This is a genomic window from Sphingomonas sp. Leaf20, assembly GCF_001421535.1.
Classification (GTDB): Bacteria; Pseudomonadota; Alphaproteobacteria; order Sphingomonadales; family Sphingomonadaceae; genus Sphingomonas.
This window is the reverse complement of record NZ_LMKN01000008.1, coordinates 996,357-1,018,904: the sequence shown is the minus strand read 5'-3', so window position 1 is coordinate 1,018,904 and position 22,548 is coordinate 996,357. Positions and strand designations below refer to the sequence as shown.

Annotated in this window: 24 protein-coding genes and 2 tRNA genes; 17 read left to right on the top strand and 9 right to left on the bottom strand. The window is 65.4% G+C overall.

Features of this window, described 5'->3' with window-relative positions; translation table 11 throughout:
- Positions 1-2 precede the first annotated feature (2 nt).
- Together ASE72_RS12965 and ASE72_RS12960 are read right to left on the bottom strand one after the other, a co-directional pair.
- On the bottom strand, positions 3-677 hold the full coding sequence (locus ASE72_RS12965; protein ID WP_056021713.1) for a protein-L-isoaspartate O-methyltransferase family protein: 675 nt from the start codon (positions 675-677) through the stop codon (positions 3-5).
- Between the two features lie 312 nt (positions 678-989).
- On the bottom strand, positions 990-2,165 hold the full coding sequence (locus ASE72_RS12960; RefSeq protein WP_156350428.1) for an AraC family transcriptional regulator: 1,176 nt from the start codon (positions 2,163-2,165) through the stop codon (positions 990-992).
- 188 nt (positions 2,166-2,353) lie between these two features.
- On the opposite strand from ASE72_RS12960, the gene ASE72_RS12955 reads away from it, so the two are divergent.
- From ASE72_RS12955 to ASE72_RS12950, 3 genes are all read left to right on the top strand, one after another.
- A tRNA-Cys gene (locus ASE72_RS12955) sits at positions 2,354-2,427 on the top strand.
- Positions 2,428-2,571: 144 nt separating this feature from the next.
- Positions 2,572-2,781 (top strand): DUF6980 family protein, encoded by a 210-nt coding sequence (locus ASE72_RS21195; RefSeq protein ID WP_082445978.1) that lies wholly within the window; start codon positions 2,572-2,574, stop codon positions 2,779-2,781.
- 52 nt (positions 2,782-2,833) lie between these two features.
- A complete protein-coding gene (locus tag ASE72_RS12950) occupies positions 2,834-3,160 on the top strand; it encodes a hypothetical protein (protein ID WP_056021707.1) in 327 nt (108 codons plus the stop codon).
- A gap of 81 nt (positions 3,161-3,241) precedes the next feature.
- Here ASE72_RS12950 and ASE72_RS12945 read toward each other — a convergent pair whose 3' ends face one another.
- The 5 genes from ASE72_RS12945 to ASE72_RS12925 form a co-directional block, all read right to left on the bottom strand.
- The gene (locus tag ASE72_RS12945; RefSeq protein WP_056021704.1) at positions 3,242-3,772 is read right to left on the bottom strand and encodes a DUF4262 domain-containing protein; all 531 of its coding nucleotides are present in this window, start codon (positions 3,770-3,772) and stop codon (positions 3,242-3,244) included.
- Positions 3,773-4,746: 974 nt separating this feature from the next.
- The gene (locus ASE72_RS12940) at positions 4,747-5,121 is read right to left on the bottom strand and encodes a hypothetical protein (RefSeq protein ID WP_056021701.1); all 375 of its coding nucleotides are present in this window, start codon (positions 5,119-5,121) and stop codon (positions 4,747-4,749) included.
- A complete protein-coding gene (locus tag ASE72_RS12935) occupies positions 5,118-5,693 on the bottom strand; it encodes a GAF domain-containing protein (RefSeq protein WP_056021699.1) in 576 nt (191 codons plus the stop codon). The genes ASE72_RS12940 and ASE72_RS12935 overlap by 4 nt, the downstream gene beginning before the upstream one ends.
- A 261-nt stretch (positions 5,694-5,954) precedes the next feature.
- Positions 5,955-6,314, bottom strand: a complete 360-nt coding sequence (locus ASE72_RS12930; RefSeq protein ID WP_056021697.1) for a hypothetical protein — start codon at positions 6,312-6,314, stop codon at positions 5,955-5,957.
- Between the two features lie 221 nt (positions 6,315-6,535).
- Positions 6,536-6,883 carry a hypothetical protein gene (locus tag ASE72_RS12925; protein ID WP_156350426.1) on the bottom strand — a complete coding sequence of 116 codons (348 nt, stop codon included), beginning with the start codon at positions 6,881-6,883 and terminating at the stop codon, positions 6,536-6,538.
- A gap of 202 nt (positions 6,884-7,085) precedes the next feature.
- On the opposite strand from ASE72_RS12925, the gene ASE72_RS12920 reads away from it, so the two are divergent.
- Complete coding sequence (locus tag ASE72_RS12920; protein WP_056021691.1) at positions 7,086-8,885, top strand: autotransporter outer membrane beta-barrel domain-containing protein; 1,800 nt, start codon at positions 7,086-7,088, stop codon at positions 8,883-8,885.
- Positions 8,886-8,994: 109 nt separating this feature from the next.
- On the opposite strand, the gene ASE72_RS12915 is transcribed toward ASE72_RS12920, so the two are convergent.
- Positions 8,995-9,084: transfer RNA gene (locus ASE72_RS12915), tRNA-Ser, on the bottom strand.
- 197 nt (positions 9,085-9,281) lie between these two features.
- On the opposite strand from ASE72_RS12915, the gene hspQ reads away from it, so the two are divergent.
- The 4 genes from hspQ (at position 9,282) to ASE72_RS12895 (ending at position 11,262) form a co-directional block, all read left to right on the top strand.
- Positions 9,282-9,716 carry a heat shock protein HspQ gene (gene hspQ, locus ASE72_RS12910; protein WP_082445977.1) on the top strand — a complete coding sequence of 145 codons (435 nt, stop codon included), beginning with the start codon at positions 9,282-9,284 and terminating at the stop codon, positions 9,714-9,716.
- A gap of 178 nt (positions 9,717-9,894) precedes the next feature.
- Positions 9,895-10,239, top strand: a complete 345-nt coding sequence (gene rplU / locus ASE72_RS12905; protein ID WP_031393729.1) for a 50S ribosomal protein L21 — start codon at positions 9,895-9,897, stop codon at positions 10,237-10,239.
- Positions 10,240-10,252: 13 nt separating this feature from the next.
- On the top strand, positions 10,253-10,543 hold the full coding sequence (gene rpmA, locus ASE72_RS12900; protein WP_031393730.1) for a 50S ribosomal protein L27: 291 nt from the start codon (positions 10,253-10,255) through the stop codon (positions 10,541-10,543).
- Positions 10,544-10,719: 176 nt separating this feature from the next.
- Entirely contained in the window at positions 10,720-11,262 is a 543-nt protein-coding gene (locus tag ASE72_RS12895; protein WP_200916253.1) for a GNAT family N-acetyltransferase, read from the top strand.
- Between the two features lie 250 nt (positions 11,263-11,512).
- On the opposite strand, the gene ASE72_RS12890 is transcribed toward ASE72_RS12895, so the two are convergent.
- Positions 11,513-12,382 carry a metal-dependent hydrolase gene (locus tag ASE72_RS12890; protein WP_082445976.1) on the bottom strand — a complete coding sequence of 290 codons (870 nt, stop codon included), beginning with the start codon at positions 12,380-12,382 and terminating at the stop codon, positions 11,513-11,515.
- A gap of 63 nt (positions 12,383-12,445) precedes the next feature.
- Between ASE72_RS12890 and ASE72_RS12885 the strand changes: the two genes are divergently transcribed.
- From ASE72_RS12885 to lptG, 9 genes are all read left to right on the top strand, one after another.
- Positions 12,446-13,045 (top strand): TetR/AcrR family transcriptional regulator, encoded by a 600-nt coding sequence (locus tag ASE72_RS12885; RefSeq protein WP_056021682.1) that lies wholly within the window; start codon positions 12,446-12,448, stop codon positions 13,043-13,045.
- Positions 13,046-13,100: 55 nt separating this feature from the next.
- Positions 13,101-14,147: a GTPase ObgE gene (gene obgE / locus ASE72_RS12880; protein WP_056021679.1), complete on the top strand. Its 1,047-nt coding sequence runs from the start codon at positions 13,101-13,103 to the stop codon at positions 14,145-14,147.
- A 115-nt stretch (positions 14,148-14,262) separates the two neighbouring features.
- Positions 14,263-15,360 (top strand): glutamate 5-kinase, encoded by a 1,098-nt coding sequence (gene proB, locus ASE72_RS12875; protein WP_056021677.1) that lies wholly within the window; start codon positions 14,263-14,265, stop codon positions 15,358-15,360.
- A 34-nt stretch (positions 15,361-15,394) separates the two neighbouring features.
- Complete coding sequence (locus ASE72_RS12870) at positions 15,395-16,294, top strand: NAD-dependent epimerase/dehydratase family protein (protein WP_056021673.1); 900 nt, start codon at positions 15,395-15,397, stop codon at positions 16,292-16,294.
- Positions 16,295-16,352: 58 nt separating this feature from the next.
- Positions 16,353-16,595: an acyl carrier protein gene (locus ASE72_RS12865; RefSeq protein ID WP_056021671.1), complete on the top strand. Its 243-nt coding sequence runs from the start codon at positions 16,353-16,355 to the stop codon at positions 16,593-16,595.
- 152 nt (positions 16,596-16,747) lie between these two features.
- Positions 16,748-18,010 (top strand): serine palmitoyltransferase, encoded by a 1,263-nt coding sequence (spt, locus tag ASE72_RS12860; RefSeq protein ID WP_056021668.1) that lies wholly within the window; start codon positions 16,748-16,750, stop codon positions 18,008-18,010.
- 167 nt (positions 18,011-18,177) lie between these two features.
- Positions 18,178-20,097: an ATP-binding protein gene (locus ASE72_RS12855; protein WP_082446040.1), complete on the top strand. Its 1,920-nt coding sequence runs from the start codon at positions 18,178-18,180 to the stop codon at positions 20,095-20,097.
- Positions 20,098-20,197: 100 nt separating this feature from the next.
- Positions 20,198-21,397: an LPS export ABC transporter permease LptF gene (lptF, locus tag ASE72_RS12850; RefSeq protein ID WP_200916251.1), complete on the top strand. Its 1,200-nt coding sequence runs from the start codon at positions 20,198-20,200 to the stop codon at positions 21,395-21,397.
- Positions 21,394-22,491, top strand: coding sequence for an LPS export ABC transporter permease LptG (gene lptG / locus ASE72_RS12845; RefSeq protein ID WP_056021662.1), 1,098 nt, complete (start codon positions 21,394-21,396; stop codon positions 22,489-22,491). Before lptF ends, lptG begins: the two co-directional genes overlap by 4 nt.
- Positions 22,492-22,548: the final 57 nt, after the last annotated feature.

Sequence of the window (22,548 nt, the reverse complement as noted above, 5' to 3'; positions counted from 1 at the left end):
CCTCAGAACTTGAAGGGTTGAGGAGTTGCGAATCCCGGCAGCACCACGCACTCGACGTCGACAAACGCCGCCATCGCGAACCCGCCATCGGTCTTGCGCCCCGATGCGAGCCGCGTCAGCCCACGCTCGGCGAGACCGGCGGCGACGCGTCCACCCGATCGAAGCTGCGCCACCAACATGTCGGGGATCGATTCGACCGCACCGTCGATGATCAGCACGTCGTACGGCGCGCCTGCCGCATGGCCCTCGTTGAGAGGCCCTTCGACGAGTTCGACGGTGTCGATGCCGGCCAGCGCCTCGCGCGCGACGGCGATCAGGGCGGGGTCGCTCTCGACCGCGACGACCGACGCGACGATTTCCGACAGCACCGCCGCGGTATAGCCGCTTGCTGCGCCGATCAGGAGGACCCGGTCGGTCGCGGTGAGATACGCCTCGGTCAGCAAGCGCCCCGTCGCCATGGGCAGGTTCGCGTAACGCCCCGCCCCGAGCGCGATCGCGGTGTCGCGATAGGCGATGCTGCGCACGTTCGCCGGCAGGAAATCCTCCCGTGGAACACGCGCCATCGCGGCGACGACGCGCTGGTCGTTGACGGCATTGGTACGAAGCTGGCTGGCGACCATCGCATGGCGCATCGCTGCGAAGCCGGAGCTGGTGGTATCGGTGCTGATCGTCGTCATGGCCTATCCTGTCGCACAACTGTTTTAGGTGCGCAATACACTTGTTTGCTGGCCAAGCTGTACCGTGCCGCTGCCGTTGCGCCAAGCGACTGCGGGGTGAAAATCGCAGCGAAAGCCGACGAAACCGGATCGTGGCGCGAGGTCCGCAGCGGATTCCGGGCGATTTCAACGAGAAGCGATGGGCGCCCCGCCCGCCCGTGTGACACCAAGATGCCGCGGGCGGGACGCCGAGGGCGCACGCATGGTTGCGGCACACCTCATCCCCGGCCTAGCACGTCCGCCTCGGGCGATCGCATCAATTCGCCCGCAATTTCAATCCGGATCGGGTGCAGGCGGCGTGTCGCCGTCGGAGAGGCCGAGCGGCGTGCCCTCCTGGGCTCCCATCGTCGGCACCGACGTCGACGCCATCGCGGCGATCGTCGCGGCCTCGATCATGCCAGGGGGCAAGGGCGATGATCCAGCCGGCGGTGCAGACACGGGCGCGGCTGGCGTACCGCGCGGCGCAGCATCGCCCTGGGGTCCCTGCGCCGGCGTCCCGCTGCCGATCGGGGCTATCGTCGACGGCACGTGCAGCACCTGCGTCGCCGCGCCGAGCACCGCGGCGCGCGCGCGGACGCTCGCGTCGAGGAACGGCGTGCTGCTCGCCATGAACCGCCGCGGCGTCATCCCGAGAAACGTATCGGCGTCGCGGAGGAAATGCGACATGTCGAAATAGCTCGGGTCGATCAGCGAATAATCGACCGTCCCGGGGGTCCTGAACAGCCGCAGGAACGATCGCAGGAAGCGCGCGCGGCGCAACAGCATCTTGGGCGTGAACCCGAAATGCCGGACCGAGATACGCCGCAGGGCATGGCCGGTGATGCCGAGCTCGGCAGCGACGGTCGCGACGTCGTGCGATCCGTCCCGCCCGATCATGTGGCTCAGCTGCCCGATCAGCGCCGCCTCGGCAGGCGGTGGCCCGAGCAGGTCGCACAGGATCGTGTCGAGCGCGGGCGCGACCTCGTCGTCACACGCGGCGAGCCGCAGCGCATCCATGAACCGTCCGGTCGCGATCGGCCCCATCGCCTCGCCCAGGGGCACGATCTTGTTGCAGTAATCGCCCGCCGACCGCCTAAACAACCGGCTCCAGGCAAGCGCGCTGACGCCGAACCCGATCATGATCCCGCCATTGGTGATCGCCTTCAGCGCGGTTCCGGTCGGGCCGTACAGCGTCGCGGGTGGCAGGTCGGCGAAGGTTCGGCGCCCGATCGAGACCGACACCGGCCCCGCATCGATCGTGAACCTGACATTCGCGGTACCGGGCAGGAAACGGTCGACCTGGCCCAGGCTTTCCGGTCCCGACGACCGGTAGACGTGATAGCCCGTGATGAGGTCGGTCAATGCGGCGCAGGGCTTGTCGTACCGGATCGCCATGCCGGGCGGCATCGCAAAGATCTCCGGCTGCACGCCGCCAAGGTTGGTCCCTCCCCTCACATCGATCGTTTTCACCAGAATCCCCGTTTAATCGCAGAATCTTGACACCTGAGTGCAGCAACTTGCGCACCACGACAAGCGGCGACCATGACGGCCAGATCCCACTCTCGGACTGGCTTCGAGGTTATTTTAGGCGCAAATTTCGCTCGAACGGTTGACCCGCCCGGTAAAAGCACGCATCTGCGCCCTCCGCAGCGCATCGAGGCCCGATGGCGGAGTGGTGACGTAGAGGACTGCAAATCCTCGCACCCGGGTTCGATTCCCGGTCGGGCCTCCAATCTGTCTAACTGTTATTTTACAGTGACTTAGCGCTGTCCAACCGCGCCACGTTGCAAATCTGGACATGCCCCCTCGGGTTGGATGTCCGGCATTGGTGGAGAGCAGACATTGCTGTTCTACTGTGGTCCGGTTCATATGAGCTATGCTCAACGGTCCCTACTGCTGCGATTGGATGGCCAGCGACCTTGCACATACGTGCGCGATGCACCCGGACCGAACAGACTGCCCAGACGCTTTCATAACTGAAATGAACGGGGGCTTCGGCCTGATGGTTCACGATGGCGGAAGCAGCGCTATCGAGATCGGCTTCTGTCCGTGGTGCGGCATTTCTCTTCCATCAATGGACCGTTGATGGTGGAAAGCGGTCGTTAGTACCCGCAAGGGGTAGCTATGCTCGGTCGATCATGCTCAGCGACATACAGGCCTGCTTGGAAGAAATTCTCGCCGCCGAAGAAGCGCCTTTGGTGGACTGGCCTTCGGTTGATCGCCTTTGCGAAAAGCTGGACCGCCAGCTTGAAGCTTCCGAGCAGGACGTGCCCGAAATTGTGGCTCATTTTCTTTCCGACAGCGATATTCGTGCCCGCGACAGGAGGTATGGCGACGCTCAGCGCAAGGCTATTCGCACCTATCTTTCGACCGGTGACTATTTCGACGGCGTGGCGGTGCCTTGGTGGGGGTGCTTAGCGCTGGTCGCAGGCTTCGGGGTGGTAGCCGTGTGGGCGCTGGCTTAGCCGGATGTCTGCAAGTGGGCGGAAGCGGAATGACCGGAATTGGTGATGAGGAGACCGGCAGCTTTCGGGCGCAAACCTCGATTAACTGCCGTTGAAAGGCTCCTCTAGCTCTTTAATCCAACCGCGTTCCGACAGGTCAGGTTGGAGACTCGCGAGCGCTTCGTTGAAGTCACGTTCCCACGGGAACCGTCCAGCGCCATCGGCCCGCACGAGTTGAACCGCCGGGAACTCGGTCCCTCGGTAAAACCATTCACTCGACCGCAGATATTTGACCCCGGCGTTTCGCTTTACCGGAAGGAGGTATACCGCCTCGTTAGACAAGACGTCCTTGATCGGCTGGCCAACACTAAACCGATGGCCCGCCCGCATTTTCTCGATCATTTGCGCAAACACATCGTGGGCTAGCTGTGGCGGGAAGTCGAACACGACTACTTCCGGCTGTTCGACGGCGAGCCAAAACCCGGTCGTATAGCTGAAAGCAGGATCGCCATTATCGTCGGACCCGACAGAGGTCGTCTGCCAGCCGTGTTCCTGAACCCGACCAATCAGCTCCACTTCGTAAGCCTTAAGGTTCGAGGGCGGATCGCTGATGACGGTCGTGGATGGTGGCATAGCTTATGTATGTAGCCGAAGCCCGGCGTCGGCAATTGGGAACGGCAACTTGGCTGGCGAACGACCGCATGTGGGCGTAAGCGGAACGGCCGGAGTTGGTGGTAAGCGGACCGACGGTTTTCGGGACGACTGAGTTCGTAAAATGACATTCGAATGCTAACGTCATAGGATGGGTAGAGACAGAACACGTACGAGCCGATTCCTAGGTGGTGGAGTCGTAGCTGCGTGGACCGTTTTGGCCTGGTACCCCGTAGCTTTCTTCGCAGGATGGACCGGGTCGATTTCCGATGTCCTCTTAAATCAAAACGGCGATCACCTCTGGGCGACGCTCGCCGTGTGGTTGATCGCGCTATCCCCCTCTATCGGTTGGTGGATGTTGCTCAAAGGTAAGTTCAATAACTTCTGACGACCGCGTTTGGGCAAGAACGGAATGGACAGAACGGACGCTATGGACGCTGACGGCGTACGCTCAGAACGGTTCCGAAAGTCACTAGCCCGCAAGCCAGAGCGAAATAAAGACTCCCTGCGAGCACCCCTAGTCCGGACAGTCCGTCTTTAGGAGCGGTATGCAAGTACCACTCAGTCAAAGCCACCTTCATTGGGTAGAAGCCCGTGGGGAGAGCAATAGCGCCCAGCAGAGTGGCGAGACTAAGTCGTTTCCACGTCATCCAGTAAGACTGCCAGCATAAACGATTGTCTGCAATTGGTGGATGCTTGAAGATCATTGAACGAGCGCATGTGGGCGTTAGCGGTCATTCGACGCGTGATGCGAAAACGCTCAAGCTGCCTTTACCTTCGTCCTAATATAAGGTTCCGCCAGTTAGCCATCACCCTTGGGACGCGGCGGAATGCCGTTGCTGTTAAAGCCTAAGTTAGACAACGTATCCGTTTGTTATTGCTCGTTTGTTCAAGGCCCGGTCGGGCCTCCAATCTTAGCGTTCAGGCGCGATACCGCGCCTCGCGGCTGCCCTAGATCAGATCGTAAAGGGCAGGCAATTCGCCCCCGGTGCCGCGGTCGCCTGTTCGCCCAAAGTGACGATATGATCGACGATGTCGTTGGGAACCGGGGTCGCGGCTTCGAGCCCGAACTCGCCGAGATACGACCAGGCTACCCAGCCCGAATACCGCGTGAGCCCCGGAATATCGAGCGTCAAGAAGCGGCCGATCGTGACCCCATAGTCTGACCGGATCCGGAAACCGCGCGACGACACGTCCTGGATATTGGCGGGATGCGCGTCGCCAAGCGGCGTTATCAGGAAGACGTCCAGATCGACGGCCCGCCTGGTCGAATAGCGCCTTTCACTGAGATCGGGCGAGGAATCGCTCGCAATACGCCGGTAGACGTTCACCGTTCAGCCTCGGACACCCCTGTCGGGGCGACAAGGGTCTCCTTCGGGATCTCCTCACCATCACCCCTGATGCTGTTCACGATCGCTTCCGCTTTGATCTTGAGTTCCCAGAGCACCGCCCTGTCCTCCTCCGTGACCACCTCACGCGCCTTCTGGTCGAACGCACACAACGCGCCGAGTGCCGCCCCATTCTCATCGAGCAGCGGCGCCGCGATGTAGAACCGTATGCCTTCGATCGTGTCGACATAGGGATTACCCGCGAACCGTTCGTCCGCGGCGGTGTCGGGCACGACGGTGAGGGAATCGGGCGACAGGATCGTATGCGCACACAACGACGACGATCGCTTGTAGATGCCGGCATCGAAACCGAGCGCGGAGACCAGATACGTCGAGTCCTGGTAGACGATCGTGATGGCGGCGGCCCGCGCGTGCAAAGCCCCTCTCACGCAGTCCAGGATCGAATGAAATTTTTCCTGATGCGGCTCGGCAAGAATACCGGTTCTGGCGATCGACTTCTCGCGATCGGATTCATTGTCCGGCTTACTCGCCACGCTATAAAACGAGATGGACATAACGCGCTCCCAGCACCGCAACCTGATCGTGTCGATCGAGCAGATGGGCAGCCACGCGGGTCCATTTGCTGGTCTCCGAATCTAGAGGCGAATGGCTAAAAAAGCGTTTTGAACGGCGCGACAGGACAGGAAAATATCGTGCACATCCCGGTACAAGCGGCGTTTGAGCGCTGCTCCGCTCACGCAGGCATCCAGTAGGGCGGCGCGCGGGGCGTCAGGTCGCTCCGGTCCGCTGGCCGCATCATCGACCAGCCTCGACGGTCAGTTGCGGTTGGTGAAATCCTTGATCTCGTCCGGCGTCGCCAGCCGTGGTCGCGCCTTGGCGTCGGGAGGCGTCGGCGCCGGCTTGCGTTTGACGGCGGTCGCGGCACGCTCGGGCGTTGGCGCCGCCGATACCGGGCTTCTGCTCGTGCCGCTGGTATCACTGACGGAGGATTCGGTCAGGTCGGACATGCCGCCATTGGCCTTGACCTCGAGTGCCTCCACGCGACGGGTGAGCAGATCCAGATCGAGCTTTTCCGGCGTCGTCTGCAACGCACCGACCTGTCGCTCGAGCTCATCGATACGCTTGTTCGCCGCTGCGATCCGCACCCCCGCCTCGAGACGATCGAGATCCTGCACGAGGGGATCCTGCTTGGCGACGTTCCGGTCCGTCGAAGGTGTCGGGGGCCGGTCGCATCCTGATGACAGGATCAGGCAGACGAACGGCAGGATAACTCGCGATCGGTGAAGCATCACCCGCGCTTACGATGCCGCCGACGGCGTGTCAGCCTGATTTGCACCCGCCGGGTTGGCGTCCGGCGCTGCTCCCGGCAATCGGATGGAGCAGCCGGCGTTCCGGTTCAGGCGTTCGGCAGTCTCGTCGTGCGCAGCCGCGACAGCAGCGCTTTTGCGTCGGCGGGTGCTGCCTGCTGGAACAGGCTGAACAGGGCTGCGTCGTCCATGTCGTCGATCGCGAAGCCGATCGGCAGCGCGATCGGCTGGCGGATCCGCGCGCCCGGCTGTGCTTCGAGCACCAGCGCGAACCAGGTCATCCCGACCGGCGAGGCGCCGATGTCGTCGGCGAATTCCTGCGCCACGGCCTGGCGAATGCGGATACGACGATCGGGGTTTGCCGCGAACCACGCGATGTCGCCCTGCTTGGCGATCTCGATAAGCCGTGCCTGCATTGTCTGAGCTCCACCGGTCATCTTCGCCTCCTCGCGCGCCTCGACGCGAAACCCGCCGGCCGCCCATAGCAAAGCCCTGCTCGCCGCCAACCCGCATGCGCCTCGTAAAGTGCTGCAATTACCCACCGTCGTGAAAATGCGACCGCTTGACGAAGGACCGCGCCGGACCCAACACTGTCGCCCGAGCGACGGACAGTGATCCCTCGCCGCCAGGAGAGGCATCATGAAAAGCACTTACGCAGTCGCGCTGCTGCTCGGCTCGATTCTATCAGCCGCCGGCCCTGCTCACGCACAGACCGCCACCACGGCCGGCACGGCCAGCGCGGGCGACCCTGTCGACCGCATGATCGTGTTCGGCGACAGCCTCGCCGATGGCGGTTACTATCTGACGCTCGATCCGCGGCTCGCGCGCGATGCGGGCAGCTTCACGACCAACCCCGACCCGGTCGCCCCCGAGGTTCTTGCCGCGCGACTCGGGCTCCCGCTCGACCCCGTCTATGGCAAGGGCGGGACGAACTATGCGGTTGGCGGCGCACGCGTGACCGCGGCGAACGCGCTGTCGATTCCGATCACCACGCAGATCGGCAACTTCCTCGCCGCGGGCGGCAGCTTCGGGCCGCGTGACCTCGTCTATATCCAAGGCGGCGGTAACGACTATTTCGCGTTTCAGGCGGCGGGCAGCACGAACAACGCGACGCTGACGACCGCCGCGACGCAGCTCGCCGCGCAGGTGTCGCGCCTGCAGACGTCCGGCGCGACGCGCATCGTCACGCTCGCGGTCCAGTCCGGCGGCGCCGCGGGGATCCAGCTGTTCAACCGGACCTATGCCGCCGCGCTCGCGGCAGCGAACGTCAACGCGCTGTATTTCGACACCGATCGTTTGTTCAACGAGCTCGTCACCAGCCCGTCGACCTATGGCTATACCAATATCACGGGTGTCGCCTGTACCGTCCCGTCGTCGCTCGCCTGCACGCGGTCGACGCTCGTATCGCCCAACGCGAACGAGACCTACATCCTCGCCGACAGCGTCCACCCCGCGGGCATCACGCAGCGGATCCAGGGGCAGGCGGTTGCAAGCCTCGTCAAGGCGCCCGAACAGATCGCCGGGCTCGGCTATGCCGCGCAGGCGATGTTCAGGGCCCAACGCGACCAGCTCGAAGGCCCCGAGCGTGGCGGTTCGCAGCGCGTCGGACGCGGGCTGTCGATCTTCGGCGGTGCCGCCTATCATTATTATTCGAGCGGCAATTCGGCGCAGCGCGTGGGGCTGAACGAACGCGGGTTCAGCGGGACGATGGGGGCCGACGTCGCGATCGGCGACGCCTCGGGAATCGGCATCGCCGGGGGATATTCGGACGGCAAGGGCGACTTCCAGTCGGGCGCAGGCAGCTACAAGCCCCGCGCCTGGTCGGCCAGCGGCTATGCGCGTGGTGAACTGGGCCCCGTCCGCCTGCTCGCCGACGGCTCGTACGGCGAGATCGACTATCGCCGGATCCGCCGCACGGTGCAGCTCGGACCGGCGATCCGCTCGCACGATGGCGAGACCGACGGCAACTACGTCGCCGGGCGAGTCACCGCCGCCTTCGACCTCGTCTCGCGCGGCGGTATCGCGTTCGGACCGGACGTTGCGGTCCAATATGACCGGGTCCGCATCGCGGGCTACGCGGAGAGCGGCGGGCTTTCGACGTCGGCGAGCTTTGGCAAGCAGGAGATCGAGAGCCTGACCGGTCGCTTCGGCGCGGTCGTCCGCTCGACGCCGGGGCAGCCGGTACGCGTCTTCGCGCGCGCTGGTTATGAGCGTGAATTCGACGACGATCCGCGCATGCTCGTGATGACGCCCGCCGGGGCGCCGATCAGCTTCACCAGCGGCGTCGAGCGGGCCGATCGCAACTATATGAGCTATGCGATGGGCGTCGACGGCCAGATCGCGGGCGCGCTTTCGCTTCGTGGTGGCGTCTCGGGCTATGCGCTGCGCGACGATCGCGACAGCGTCACCGCGTTTGCCGGACTCTCCGCCGCGTTCTGAGATGGACGACGCGCGCCGGGATGCAGCAGCCGCCTGTGTCCCGGCGCGCGGACAAGCGAGCGAAATCGCTGCACCCCGAAGGGTAAGTCATTGCTGGACTGGTGTTAAATGGCGGAGAGGGTGGGATTCGAACCCACGGTACCCTCGCGGGTACGCCGCATTTCGAGTGCGGTACGTTCGACCACTCTGCCACCTCTCCGCAAGGTCATCCGAAGTGCTGCGAGCAGCGCCTCCGATCGGTCGAGGGCGGGCCTCTAAATCAGACATGCGGTGAACGCAATAGGGGTTTTGGCGATTTTGCACACATGCCGCCAAAGCCGATGACGCGGGAGGGTCGCCCTGCCCGCGCCCGGCGACACCGCTTGTGCGGCGCAAAACAGCGCTTAGATTGGCAGCATGCCTCACCATGATATCCCCACCGATCCCGCTGCCCCCGATATCGCGGTTCCCGAAGGCAGCGTTGCCATCGCCCGGCAGGGTGGAGCATCGGACGTCATCGCACCGCCGATCGTCCACGCCAATTTTTCGATCGGCGATGTCGTGCGTCACCGCATGTTCGATTTCCGCGGCGTCATCTTCGACGTCGATCCCGTCTTCGCGAACACCGACGAGTGGTACGAGGCGATTCCGGAGCAGATGCGGCCGAAGAAGGACCAGCCCTTCTACCACCTGCTCGCGGAAAACATGGAGTCCACCTACGTGGCCTATGTCAGCCAGCAGAACCTCGTTCCCGATTCGACGGATGAGCCCGTCGATCATCCCGCGATCAGCGGCCTGTTCGGCGAATTTGCGAACGGCCGCTACACGCTGCGCCAGCTTCACCGCCACTAAAGCCGCCGGCCGCACCCGCGAATCGGCGCGTGGATCGATCGGGGGGCGTTTTCACGCGAGAATTACCGGTTGCGACCCCTTGATGGTTGACAGGACGGCGCCCCTCGCTTAGCTCCCCGGCTTCTCCCGGCGGACCCTGCGTTCGTGGGGCACATGTATTTGGAAAGTGACAAGGGCCATGTTCGCAGTCGTGCGCACGGGCGGCAAGCAGTATCGCGTCGCCGCCGGAGATAAGATCGTCGTCGAGAAGATCGAGGGCGATGCAGGTGCGTCGGTGACGCTGGGCGATGTGCTGCTGGCGGGCGAAGGCTCGGAGCTGCGCTCGGTCGAGGGTTTCACCGTCGCCGCAGAGATCATCGCGCAGGCGAAGGCGGACAAGGTCATCGTCTTCAAGAAGCGTCGTCGTCACAACTATCGTCGCAAGAACGGCCATCGCCAGCAGCACACGATCCTGAAGATCGTGTCCGTGGGTGGCCAGACCGCCAAGCAGACCGAGGCTGATGCCCCGGCCGCTCAGGCATAAGGAGTAGCTTCAGATGGCACATAAGAAAGCAGGCGGCTCTTCGCGCAACGGTCGCGATTCGGCCGGTCGTCGCCTCGGCGTCAAGAAGTTCGGTGGCCAGGCCTGCGTCGCCGGCAACATTCTCGTGCGTCAGCGCGGGACGAAGTTCTACCCTGGCACCAATGTCGGCATCGGCACGGACCACACGCTGTTCGCACTCGTCGATGGTCGCGTCGTGTTCAGCCAAGGCAAACTCGGTCGCAAGTTCTGCTCGGTCGAACTGGCAGCGAACGATGCCGCCGATATGGCAGTCGCAGCCGAATAACATCGGGTAACCGTCCGGGTTGCCCACCAGGGGGACCCGGGTCGCGAAAGCGAACCTGAACAAGGGAGACGGGTCACCCCGGCTCCCTTTTTTATTGCTCCCTCCCCGCGCCCGTCGCTGCCCCGTCATTCGGATGTGGCAGGAGGACAGGTGCGATGCGTCGAGGAGAGCAAGGCATGTTCGCGCGCACCAGAAGATTGACGTTACGCCCCGGCTGGCCGGAGGACGCGCCCGCATTGGCGAAGGCGATCGCCCATGAATCCGTGATCGCAAAACTCGCGCGCGCGCCGTGGCCCTACGCCGTCAGCGATGCGGATGCGTTTCTCGCCCAGCCGCGTGCCGGTCACGATCCGCGCTTCCTGATCGAGACGATGGAAGCGGGGGCACCGCGGCTGATCGGCGGCATCGCGATCGACCCGGACGGCGAGACGCATCAGCTCGGTTACTGGCTGACCCCCGACGCCTGGGGTCGTGGCCTCGCGACCGAGGCGGGTGAAGCGGTGATCGCGATGGCCCGCCACGCATTGGGCCTGCGCAGGCTGGACGCCTTCCACTTCGTCGACAATCCGGCCTCGGGCCGCGTGCTGACAAAGCTCGGCTTCAGGCCGACCGGGCGAATCGAACCGCGCGCGTCGCTCGGTCGCGGCGGCGAAGCACCCGCGGTGCTGCTCGAACTCGACCTCGAAGACCGATGTGCACCCATGCCGCTGGCGGCGTGATTTAGCCTTTGTTTGCTTGGCGCTTCCCACCACCCCGGCGAAGGCGGGGGCCCAGGTGGAAAGATCGCAGTAACGAAGCGATGACCTTCGCCAGCACCGTCCCATGATTGGGCCCCGGCCTTCGCCGGGGTGGTGCGTTTGGTGACGGTCTGTGACCTAGACCGTCATCCTGACGAAAGTCAGGATCCAGGGTTACGGGCAGTCCCGTTACGACTCTGGATCCTGACCTTCGTCAGGATGACGGGCCGCGTCACGCCACCGCCGCCACCCGCTTCGCCACCGGGAGCACCGCCGCCTCATACTCGCTCTCCGCCAGTCCGATCAGCGCGCGATCGTCATGCTTCCACGGATGGAACCGCGGCAGGAAATAGGCGGCCCAGACGCCCGCTATCTTGCGCGCCATCCCCGGATTGCCAAACGCATACCACGCCATCCGCGCCCAGACGCGGGGCCCCGTCAAACCGTCCTGCCGCAGCAGTTCGGCCATCCCGCGCGCCCGGCCGGTGAAGAACCGCCACGTCGTGATGAGCATCACCAGCGACTTCACCCGCCAGCGCGTAAAGCGCGGCCAGTCGCGGGTCGCATGCAGCCAGGTATCGTAGGCAACACCCTTGTGCTCGATCTCCTCGGCGGCATGCCACAGCCACAGCGCGGCCGCCTGTTGGTCGCCACCGCGCAGATGCTTCGGATTCGCGATCAGCTCGTGCGCCAGCATCGCGGTGAAATGCTCGAGTGCGGTGGTCGCCGCGAGGCTCGCGATCGGCGGGCGCCCCTTGGTCAGCGCCAGCGCGGCATCGACATCGGCCATCAGCGGCGCGACGTCATAGCCCTGGTCGGTGACATGCCGGTTGAACGCGACATGCTCGCGCGTGTGAATGACTTCCTGCTTAATGAAGGCGTTGATCTCGCCCGTCAGCCGGGGCGGCGTCCCCTCGCGAAATTGCCGGACGCTGTCGACGAAATAGCCTTCACCCTTGGGAAACGTGACCGACAGCGCGTTGTAGAACGCGGTCGCGATCGGATCGTCATTAAGCCACCAGCGACGAATCGCCGCACCGCGTCCGAAGCGTCGGTCGCGCGGCGTGATGGTCAGATCGGCGGGCGTGGTTGCTTTCGCCACGGAAACCTCCAAACAGGAATGGAAACACGTTACTTACAACGATGTAAATAGGTCTTCCGTTCCGTGCCGTCAACGCTCCGTAAACGCCTCTCTCCCACCGAATCGCGTGAGGCGGCGGTCGAAGCCGCCCGCGCCTTGCTGATCGAAAGCGGTCCCGGCGGGGTCACGCTGAAGGCGGTCGCCGCACGCGTCGGCCGCACCCACGCCAATCTGCTCCACCATTTCGGGTCCGCGGACGGGCTGCACACTGCGCTGATCACGCGGATGGCCGCCGACATCGTCGGGACGATCCGCGCCGCGGTACTCCAGGTTCGCAGCGGCGACGGCGATCCGCGCGACGTGGTCGAGATGACGTTCGACGCGTTCGGCAAGGGCGGCGCGGGAGCGCTGGCGAGCTGGATGATCCTGTCGGGCAATACGGTCGCACTCGACCCGATCCTGACCGCGATCCACGATCTGGTCGACGAACTGGCCGGCGGCGAACTGCCCGGTACGCGCCCGATCCAGGAGCAGACCTTGACGCTGGTGCTGATGGCGCTTGGCGACGCGCTGATGGGGGCGCCGATGGCGCGTGCGCTCGGCCTGCCGACGACCAAGGCGCGCGAACTCGCGCTCGACGCGCTGCTCGCGAGCAAGGACGCCGCCGCCTCCCCACTGGCCTGAACATCCCCGACTCGGAGAGGGTGGAGATTTTCGCCAATTTCGCTATGGGGCGGCGATGCATTTTCTAGACCAAGCCAAGATCTACGTACGTTCGGGTGAGGGCGGCCCCGGTGCCGTCAGCTTCCGTCGCGAGAAATATATCGAATATGGCGGCCCCGATGGCGGCAATGGCGGCAAGGGCGGCGACATCGTGTTCGAATGCATCGCCGGCCTGAACACGCTGATCGACTTTCGCTACACGCAGCATTTCCGCGCACCGCGCGGCTCGGGCGGGTCGGGCTCGAACCGGACCGGCGCGGGCGGCGAGGATCTCGTGATCCGCGTCCCGCTCGGCACGCAGGTGCTGTCGGAGGACAAGGAAGAGGTGCTGATCGACTTCACGCAAGTCGGTCAGCGCGAAGTGCTGTTCCGCGGCGGCGACGGCGGGCGCGGTAACGCCAGCTACAAGACCTCGACCAACCGCACGCCGCGCCAGCACGGCACCGGCTGGCCATTCGGCGAGGCGTGGGTCTGGCTGCGGCTGAAGCTGCTCGCGGATGCGGGTCTGGTCGGGCTGCCCAACGCGGGCAAGTCGACCTTCATCAACCAGGTGACGAACGCACAGGCCAAGGTCGGCGAATACGCCTTCACGACCACGCGGCCGCAGCTGGGCGTGGTGCGTCACAAGCAGCGCGAATTCGTCGTCGCGGATATTCCGGGCCTTATCCAGGGTGCGGCCGAGGGCGCAGGCATCGGTGACCGCTTCCTCGGGCATATCGAGCGCTGCCGCGTGCTGCTGCATCTGGTCGATGCGAACGACGCCGACGTCGCCGAATCGTACCGCATCGTTCGCGACGAGCTCGAGAATTATGGCGAAGGTCTGACCGACAAGAACGTCATCGTCGCGCTCAACAAGGTCGACATGCTCGACGCCGAACTGATCGCGGCGCTTTCGGCGGAGCTGGCGGAAGCGAGCGGCGCGGAGGTGATGGCAATCTCGGGCGCAAGCGGCGCGGGGATCGAAGCGCTTCTCGACAAGCTGATCGGCGCGATCGGTCCGGCACCCGGCGCGCCAAAGGAACTCGAAGAGGGCGAAGTCCCGGTCGCATGGTCGCCGCTCTGACCCTTAAAGCCCTCTCCCCTGCGGGGAGAGGGTTGGGTGAGGGGCTGTTTCAGGCGACACCGCCCATGGCCGCCCCTCACCCCGGCCCTCTCCCCGGCGGGGAGAGGGAGCAGTGATGTTTCCACCCTCGTCCTGCGCGCGGCTGATCGTGAAGATCGGCTCGGCGTTGCTCGTCGATCCCGACGGCAGCGTTCGGCGGGACTGGCTCACAGACCTTCTCGCCGACATCGCCGCACGAACTGGCGAGGGGCAGCAGATCGCGATCGTCTCCTCCGGCGCGATCGCACTCGGCGCGCGCCGACTCAGGCTGCCCAAGGGTGGGCGCGCCAGTCTCGAAGACGCGCAGGCCGCCGCGGCGACCGGCCAGATCGCGCTCAGCCAGGTCTGGGCCGAATTGCTGGCCGCGCAGGGGCTCAACGCCGCGCAGATGCTCGTCACGCTCGACGACCTCGAGGACCGCCGCCGCTATCTCAATGCCGCCGCGACGCTCAACCGGCTGTTGTCGCTGCGAGTCGTCCCCGTCATCAACGAAAATGACAGCGTTGCGACCGCGGAGATCCGGTTCGGCGACAATGACCGCCTTGCCGCGCGGGTCGCGCAGGCTGCGGGCGCGCAGGGCGTGATCCTGCTCTCCGACGTCGACGGCCTCTACACCGCCAACCCGCACACCGATCCGTCCGCGACTCATATCGCGAGCGTGGATCGGATCGATGCGGTCGCGGGCATGGCGGACGACGGGTCGGGCTCCGGCATGGGATCGGGCGGCATGGCGTCGAAGATCGCCGCCGCGCGGATCGCGACCGGCGCAGGCATCCCGCTGGCGATCGCATCCGGGCGGATCGCGCATCCGCTCTCCACCCCCGCCCGCCACACGCTCTTCACCGCCGAGCGCACGGCGTCTGCGCGGAAGGCATGGCTCGCGGGCGGGCTGACCGCGAAGGGTGCGATCCACGTCGATGCAGGCGCCGCGGCCGCCCTTGGCCAGGGTCGCAGCCTGCTCGCGGCGGGGGCGACGCGGATCGACGGCGGTTTCACGCGCGGCGACCTCGTGACGATCGAAGGGCCCGAGGGCACGATCGCGCGTGGGCTGGCGGAATACGACGCCGCCGATACCGCACGCCTGCTCGGCCGGCACAGCGACGATCACGCTGCGATCCTCGGCTATGCGCCGCGGTCCGCGCTGGTCCACCGCAACCATCTCGCGCTGCTGTGATCGGCCGCGCCATGAACACCCCGGGAGCGCGCGCATGATTCTGGCCATCACCGGCGGCACGGGGTTCGTCGGCAGCCACCTGATCGACCATGCGCTCGAGACCGGGCACACGATCCGCGCGCTCGCCCGCAAGCCGCAGGCCAAGCGCATCGGCGTGACCTGGATCGAAGGCGCGCTTGATCGCCCCAAGAGCCTCGCCACGCTGGTCGACGGTGCCGATATCGTCATCCACGTCGCGGGCGTCGTCAACGTGCCCGACCGCGCCGCATTCGCCGAGGGCAATATTGCCGGCACCGAGGCGATCCTGAAGGCGACGCGGCTCGCCGGCATCCGTCGCTTCATCCATGTCTCGTCGCTTGCCGCACGCGAGCCGGGGCTCTCGAACTATGGCTGGTCGAAGGCGGAGGCGGAGACGCGCGTCACCGCATCGGGTCTCGACTGGACGATCGTCCGCCCGCCGGCGATCTTCGGGCCGCGCGACCATGATCTGCTCGACGTGTTCAAGGCGGCGCGGTCGGGCTTCGTGCCCGTGCCGCCGGCAGGAACGCGAATCTCGCTGCTCTATGTCGAGGACCTGACGACGCTGTTGCTCGCGCTCGCCGAGATCCCCGCCGCGCCGTCGATCATGGAGCCCGACGACGGCGTCGCAACCGGCTGGGACAATCGCGATTTCGCGCGCGCGATCGGCACCGCGGTCGGCAAGCCGGTCCGCGTGCTGCCGACACCGCGCATGCTGATGCTGCTCGCCTCCGCCGCGGATCGTCTGATGCGCGGCAAGAAGGCGCGGCTGACGCGCGACCGCGTCCGCTATTTCTGCCACCGCGACTGGGTGTCGCACCAGCCGCCCCCGCCCGCTTTGTGGACCCCCGCCGTCCCGACCCGCCAAGCGCTCGCGCAAACCGCCGCATGGTATCGCGCCGCGGGGCTGCTATAGCGCCGAAAAGCCGCCGCAATTCCCTGTCAGGGATAACGGCGACACCGAAGGGATTATCATGAGCGACCGCCAGCAGATCTACGACACCGTCACCGCGCAGATCGAGCCGTTCAACAAGAAGGGCGTCGCACTGACCGACGCGACCACGTTCCAAGGCGACCTCGAGTGGGACAGCCTGACCGTCATGGATTTCGTCGCCGCGATCGAGGACGAATTCGACATCATCATCACGATGAACATGCAGGCCGAGATCGAGACCGTCGGTCAGCTCGTCGACGCGGTGGCGAAACTGAAGGCCTGACCCCATTGCCGTTCGTGCCGAGTAGGGATCGAGCGTAGCCGAGAGACCGTATCGAGGTACATGTCCCTCGATACGCCATTTCGACAGGCTCGATGGCTACTCGGGACGAACGGTCTGAGGCGTTATCACAGTCCAACCTCCTGGAACCGAACATGACCGAAGCCGCCACCACCGCCCACGCCCTCCCCCTCGACGTCGCCGAGGTCGCCCCCGAACGCGACCTGATGTCGAAGTTCGACGGCCTGATCGCCGAGCGCGAGGCGCTCGTGCGGTCCGGCGTGCGCAACCCGTTCACGATCGTGATGGACGAAGTGAAGTCGCCGACCCAGGCGGTGATCCGCGGCAAGGACACGATCCTGCTCGGCACCTACAATTACATGGGCATGACGTTCGACCCGGACGTCATCCAGGCGGGCAAGACCGCGCTTGACCGGTTCGGCTCGGGCACCAACGGCAGCCGCATGCTCAACGGCACGTTCCACGATCACATCGACGTCGAACAGGCGCTGCGCGACTTCTACGACATGACCGGCGCGATCGTGTTCTCGACCGGGTACATGGCCAATCTCGGGATCATCTCGACGCTCGCGGGCAAGGGCGAATACGTCATCCTCGACGCCGACAGCCACGCCTCGATCTACGACGGCTGCAAGCAGGGCAATGCCGAGATCGTCCGCTTCCGCCACAACGACGTGGCCGATCTCGACAAGCGGCTCGGCCGCCTGCCCAAGGAAGCCGGCAAGCTCGTGGTGCTCGAAGGCGTCTATTCGATGCTCGGTGACATCGCGCCGCTGAAGGAGATGGTCGCGGTCGCCAAAAAGCATGGCGCGATGGTGCTGGTCGACGAGGCGCATTCGATGGGCTTTTTCGGTCCCAATGGCCGCGGCGTGTACGAGGAAATGGGCCTCACCGATCAGGTCGATTTCGTCGTCGGCACCTTCTCGAAGTCGGTCGGCACGGTCGGCGGCTTCGTCGTGTCGAACCATCCGAAGTTCGAGATGGTCCGCTTCGCCTGCCGTCCGTACATCTTCACCGCCTCGCTGCCGCCGTCGGTCGTCGCCACCGCCGCGACCTCGATCCGCAAGCTGATGACCGCGCACGACAAGCGTGCCCAGCTCTGGAAGAACGCGCGGGCGATGCATGCCGGCCTCAAGGCAATGGGCTTCAAGCTCGGCACCGAAACGTCCGATTCGGCGATCATCGCGATCATCCTCACCGACCAGGAACAGGCGATCGCAATCTGGCAGTCGCTGCTAGAGGGCGGGCTGTACGTGAACATGGCACGTCCGCCGGCGACGCCCGCGGGCACCTTCCTGCTGCGCTGCTCGCTCTGTGCCGAGCACACCGACGAGCAGGTGCAGACGATCCTTGCCATGTTCCGGGAGGCCGGACGCGCGGTTGGCGTGATCGGCTGACCTTCATCCCCGCGTCCCGCCGGCGAAACGCTACCGCGTCCGCCATCTCCGGGCTGACATTGCCTCGTCGGTATAACGCAGGCTATCGTTCGTCCGTGACGCAGGACGAGGCCGACGCTATCGCCGTTGGGGGCGGCGGGACCTGGCGGACCATCACGCTCATCGTGATGGCACTGCTCGGTGCGGCGGTACTGGTCGCGCTCATATCGACGCTGAGCAGCGCCAATCGCGAGCGCGACCGCGCGCTCCGCCTCCAGGCGCACAGCTATGACGTGATGATCCTCGCACGGACGCTGTCGAGTACGATCGCACGATCCGAAGCCTCGCTCGGCCGCTACGTCATCAGCGGCGACAAGCAGCTCGGCCGGCTCTATTTCGAGGAATGGGTGCTCGCCGGGACCCAGATCAACCGCCTCGAGCGGCTCACCTTCGACAATCGGGAGCAGTCGGCGCGCGTCGCCGAGTTGCGCACCGCGTACGAGGATCGCGGCCGCGAGCTGTCGCTGACCGCGCTGAGCACCAATTACGGCAAGAACAGCCAGGCGCTCGCCCGCTATTATCAGGGCCGCAACGCCCCCACACTCATCGCGATCAACCGCACCCTCGACCAGCTGATCGCGAGGGAGCGGGCGCTGCTCGACAGCCGGACCTCCGGCGCGATGGGGTCCGTCGAACGATCCAGCTCGATCGCCGGCGTGCTCGCCGTATTCGGCATGTTGATCGTGCTCGGTGCGATCGGGCTGGGCTGGTTCACGATCCGCGCGGTCAGCGACCGGGTCGATGCGCAGGCCGATGCCGACATGGAGCGCGGCAGGGCGGAAGAGCTCTCGGCGGCGGTCGAGCAGGCGACGACCGAATTACGCGTCCAGGAATCGAAGCTCCGCCAGATCCAGAAAATGGATGCGGTGGGCCAGCTGACTGGCGGAATCGCGCATGACTTCAACAACATGCTTGCGGTTGTTCTTGGCGGCCTCGAACTCGCGCAGCGGTCGATCATCCGCGATCCCCTGACCGCCCGCCGTCACATCGAAAGCGCGACCGACGGTGCCAACCGGGCAGCGGCGCTGACCCGGCGGCTGCTCGCGTTCAGCCGCGAGGATTCGCTCAAGCCGGAGACACTCGGCGTCGCCGGGCTGGTCGAAGGCATGTCCGACCTGCTCGACCGCACGCTGGGCGATGCGATCACGCTCACCGTGGTCGACCGGTCCGACGGCTGGCGGGTTCGCGCCGACCGCGTCCAGCTCGAGAATGCGGTCCTCAATCTCGCCGTCAACGCGCGGGATGCGATGAACGGGCGCGGGACGATGACCGTGACGACGGGCGCCGTGGGCCTGGCCGCCAACGCGGTCGGCCATTGTCCTGCCGGCGACTATGCGACGATCGCCGTCGCCGACGACGGCAGCGGGATGAGCCCCGACATCGCCGAACGGGTGTTCGAACCCTTCTTCACCACCAAGGAAACCGGCAAGGGAACGGGCCTCGGGCTCAGCCAGATATTCGGACTCGTTCGCCAGCTCGACGGCGAGATCGAAATCGTCAGTGCGGTGGGCGAGGGAACGACGGTCACGCTCTATCTGCCGCGCGACCTTGCCGACCCCGTCGTCGAGGCCGATCCCGAACCGTCCGGCGAGACGGAAGGCGGCGACACCGACGTTCTAGCGTCGGAACAGGCGGCCGAGCCGGCGGTCGCCAGTGCGGGGTTGCGTATCCTCGTCGTCGAGGACGACCCGCGCGTCCTCGCATCGACGATCAACGCGCTCGAGGAACTGGGCCACAACCCGATCCCGTGCGACGATCCAGTCAATGCCGCCGCTCTGCTTGCGCGCCACGGCGCGGTCGACCTGATCATTTCCGACGTGCTGATGCCGCGCCAGACCGGCCCGGAGATGATCGCGGCGCTGCGCCCGATCTTCCCCGATGTCGCGGTCCTCTTCGTGACGGGGTTTGCCGGCGAGTCGGCGACCAGCGAGTTCGGTGATCACCAGGTCCTGCGCAAGCCGTTCACGCTCGCCGGACTCGAACGGGCGGTGATCGCCGCGATGGCGCCGGGCCGGCCATCGCCGCCGCGACAGATCGCTGCGGAATAGGCCGCGACCTCCGCGCCATACCACCTCTATATCCCGGCACGAAAGCTGGTATAGACCCGCGATTACTCCTCCGTCCGCGCTTCTCGCAGAGCCCCGCCTCATGAAATCCATCGACCGCTACATGGCCCGGCTGATCGCGGTCCCGCTCTTTTCGACGCTCGTGATCGCGGCGATGCTGCTGGTGCTCGACCGCATGCGCCGGCTTTTCGACTTCGTGGCCACCGAGGGCGGTCCGATCAGCGTCGTCTGGCGCATGCTCGCCAATCTGCTCCCCGAATATCTCGGGCTCGGCATCCCGATCGGCCTGCTGCTGGGCATCCTGCTCGCGTTCCGCAAGCTCGCGACCACGTCCGAGCTCGACGTCCTGCGCAGTGTCGGGATGAGCTACACGCGGCTGCTCCGCGTACCGTACATGTTCGCGATCGTCCTCGCGATCGCCAACCTCCTGATCGTCGGCTATCTCCAGCCGATCGCCCGCTATTATTACGAGGGGTTGCGCTTCGAGCTGCGCACCGGTGCGCTTGGCGCGTCGATCAAGGTCGGCGAATTCACGCATCTCGGCGACCGGATGACGCTGCGCATCGAGCAGAGCCGCGACAAGGGGCGCGAGCTGTCGGGGATCTTCGTCCACGCGCAGACGCCGAAGAACGACTGGATCGGCGTCACCGCGGCCAAGGGCCGGTTCCTCGCGACCGACGATCCCAACGTCATCATTTTCCGGCTCGCAAATGGCACGTTGATCCATGAGCGCCCCGAATTCAGGACACCGCGCGTCCTCACCTTCAGCAGCCACGATCTGCCGATCAACCTGCCGAAGTTCGAGAGCTTTCGCGTCCGCGGCGGTCGCAATCTGGAATTCACGCTTCCCGAACTCGCGCGCGCGGGCCACGAGGCCGCGACCCCCGAGTTGCGCGATGCAAGCCGTTCCGAGTTCCACTTCAGGCTTGCCGAGGTGGCGATGATGTTCCTGCTGCCGATGCTCGCGGTCGCACTCGGCGTGCCCGCGAAACGCTCGACATCCGGGCTTGGCGTCTTCCTGTCGATCGTGATGATCGTGACCTATCACAAGGTCAACCAATACGCCGCGGATGTCGGCGAGCTCGGGCGGATCGACCCGCTGATCGCGCTGTGGGTGCCGTTTACCGTCTTTGCCGGGCTGATCCTCTGGATGTACTACACCATCGCCTATGTGCCCGGCGGCGAACCGATCGGCGCGCTCGAGCGCGGGATCAGCCGTACGGTCAAGATGGTCACGAGCCGCCTGCCCGGCCGCCGCCGCGACAAGGAGGGTGCGGCATGAGCCGGGTGATGATGTTCCCGTCGCGCACGGTCGCCGTCTATATGGGCCGGCTGTTCATGACGCGGACGTTCAGCATCCTCGCGGCGCTCGTCCTCGTGCTGCAGGCGCTCGACCTGCTCAGTGAATCGGGCAACATCCTCGCCTTTGCCGGCAATGGCGACGCGCAGGTGTGGCACTATGTCAGCCTGCGCGCGCCGCAGATCATCGCCTTCGCGCTGCCATTCTCCGTGCTGCTGGGTACGATCCTGACGCTGATCACGATGAACCAGAACAGCGAGATTATCGCGCTGAAGGCGTCGGGGCTGTCCGCGCATCAGGTGCTCGCACCGCTGCTGATCGCGAGCCTTCTCGTCGCCATCGTCAGCTTTTCGTTCAACGACCGCGTGGTCTCGCGGGCAACCGCGACGCTGACGCAGTGGCAGAAGGTCAATTACGGCAAGATGCCGATCGACCGCGGTGACCGGGCGAATGTCTGGGTGCGCGACGGCGACGATCTCATCCAGGTCGAGCAGATCCGCGGCCGCGCGGCCGCAACGCGTCTCGGCGGCATCACGCTGTACGATCGCGCAGGCGGCAACCTCGTTTCGATCGTCCGCGCACCGCATGGCAAGCGCGTCGCCAATGGCTGGGAGATCGGCCCCGCGACGCGGTTCGACGTCGCCAGCGGCAATCTCTCGCAGCTCGGCACGGTCGTGGTCGGGCGCGACGTCAGGCCCGATCAGTTCACGCTGGCGACCGTCGATGCCGACAGCCTCTCGTTCGGTGCGTTGAAGGCCGCGATTGCCGATCTGGCCGATGCCGGAAGGCCGACCAAGGCGCTCGAGGGGTCGCTCTGGCATAAATTGTCGGGGCCGCTCTCGTCGGTGCTGATGCCGTTGCTCGGTGCCGTCGCAGCCTTCGGGATCGCGCGATCGGGCAAGCTGTTCATCCGCGCGGTGATCGGCATGGGGCTCGGTTTTGCCTATTTCGTCGCGGACAATTTTGCGCTCGCGATGGGCAATCTGGGGGCCTATCCGCCATTTCTCGCGGCATGGGCGCCGTTCCTGCTCTTCTTCCTGATCGGCGAAGCGGTCCTGTTCCGCACCGAGGAATAGCGGGTATACGATCGCTCGGGCGGCGGTTATCCGCTTGCCCTGGTGAATGAGCTTCGA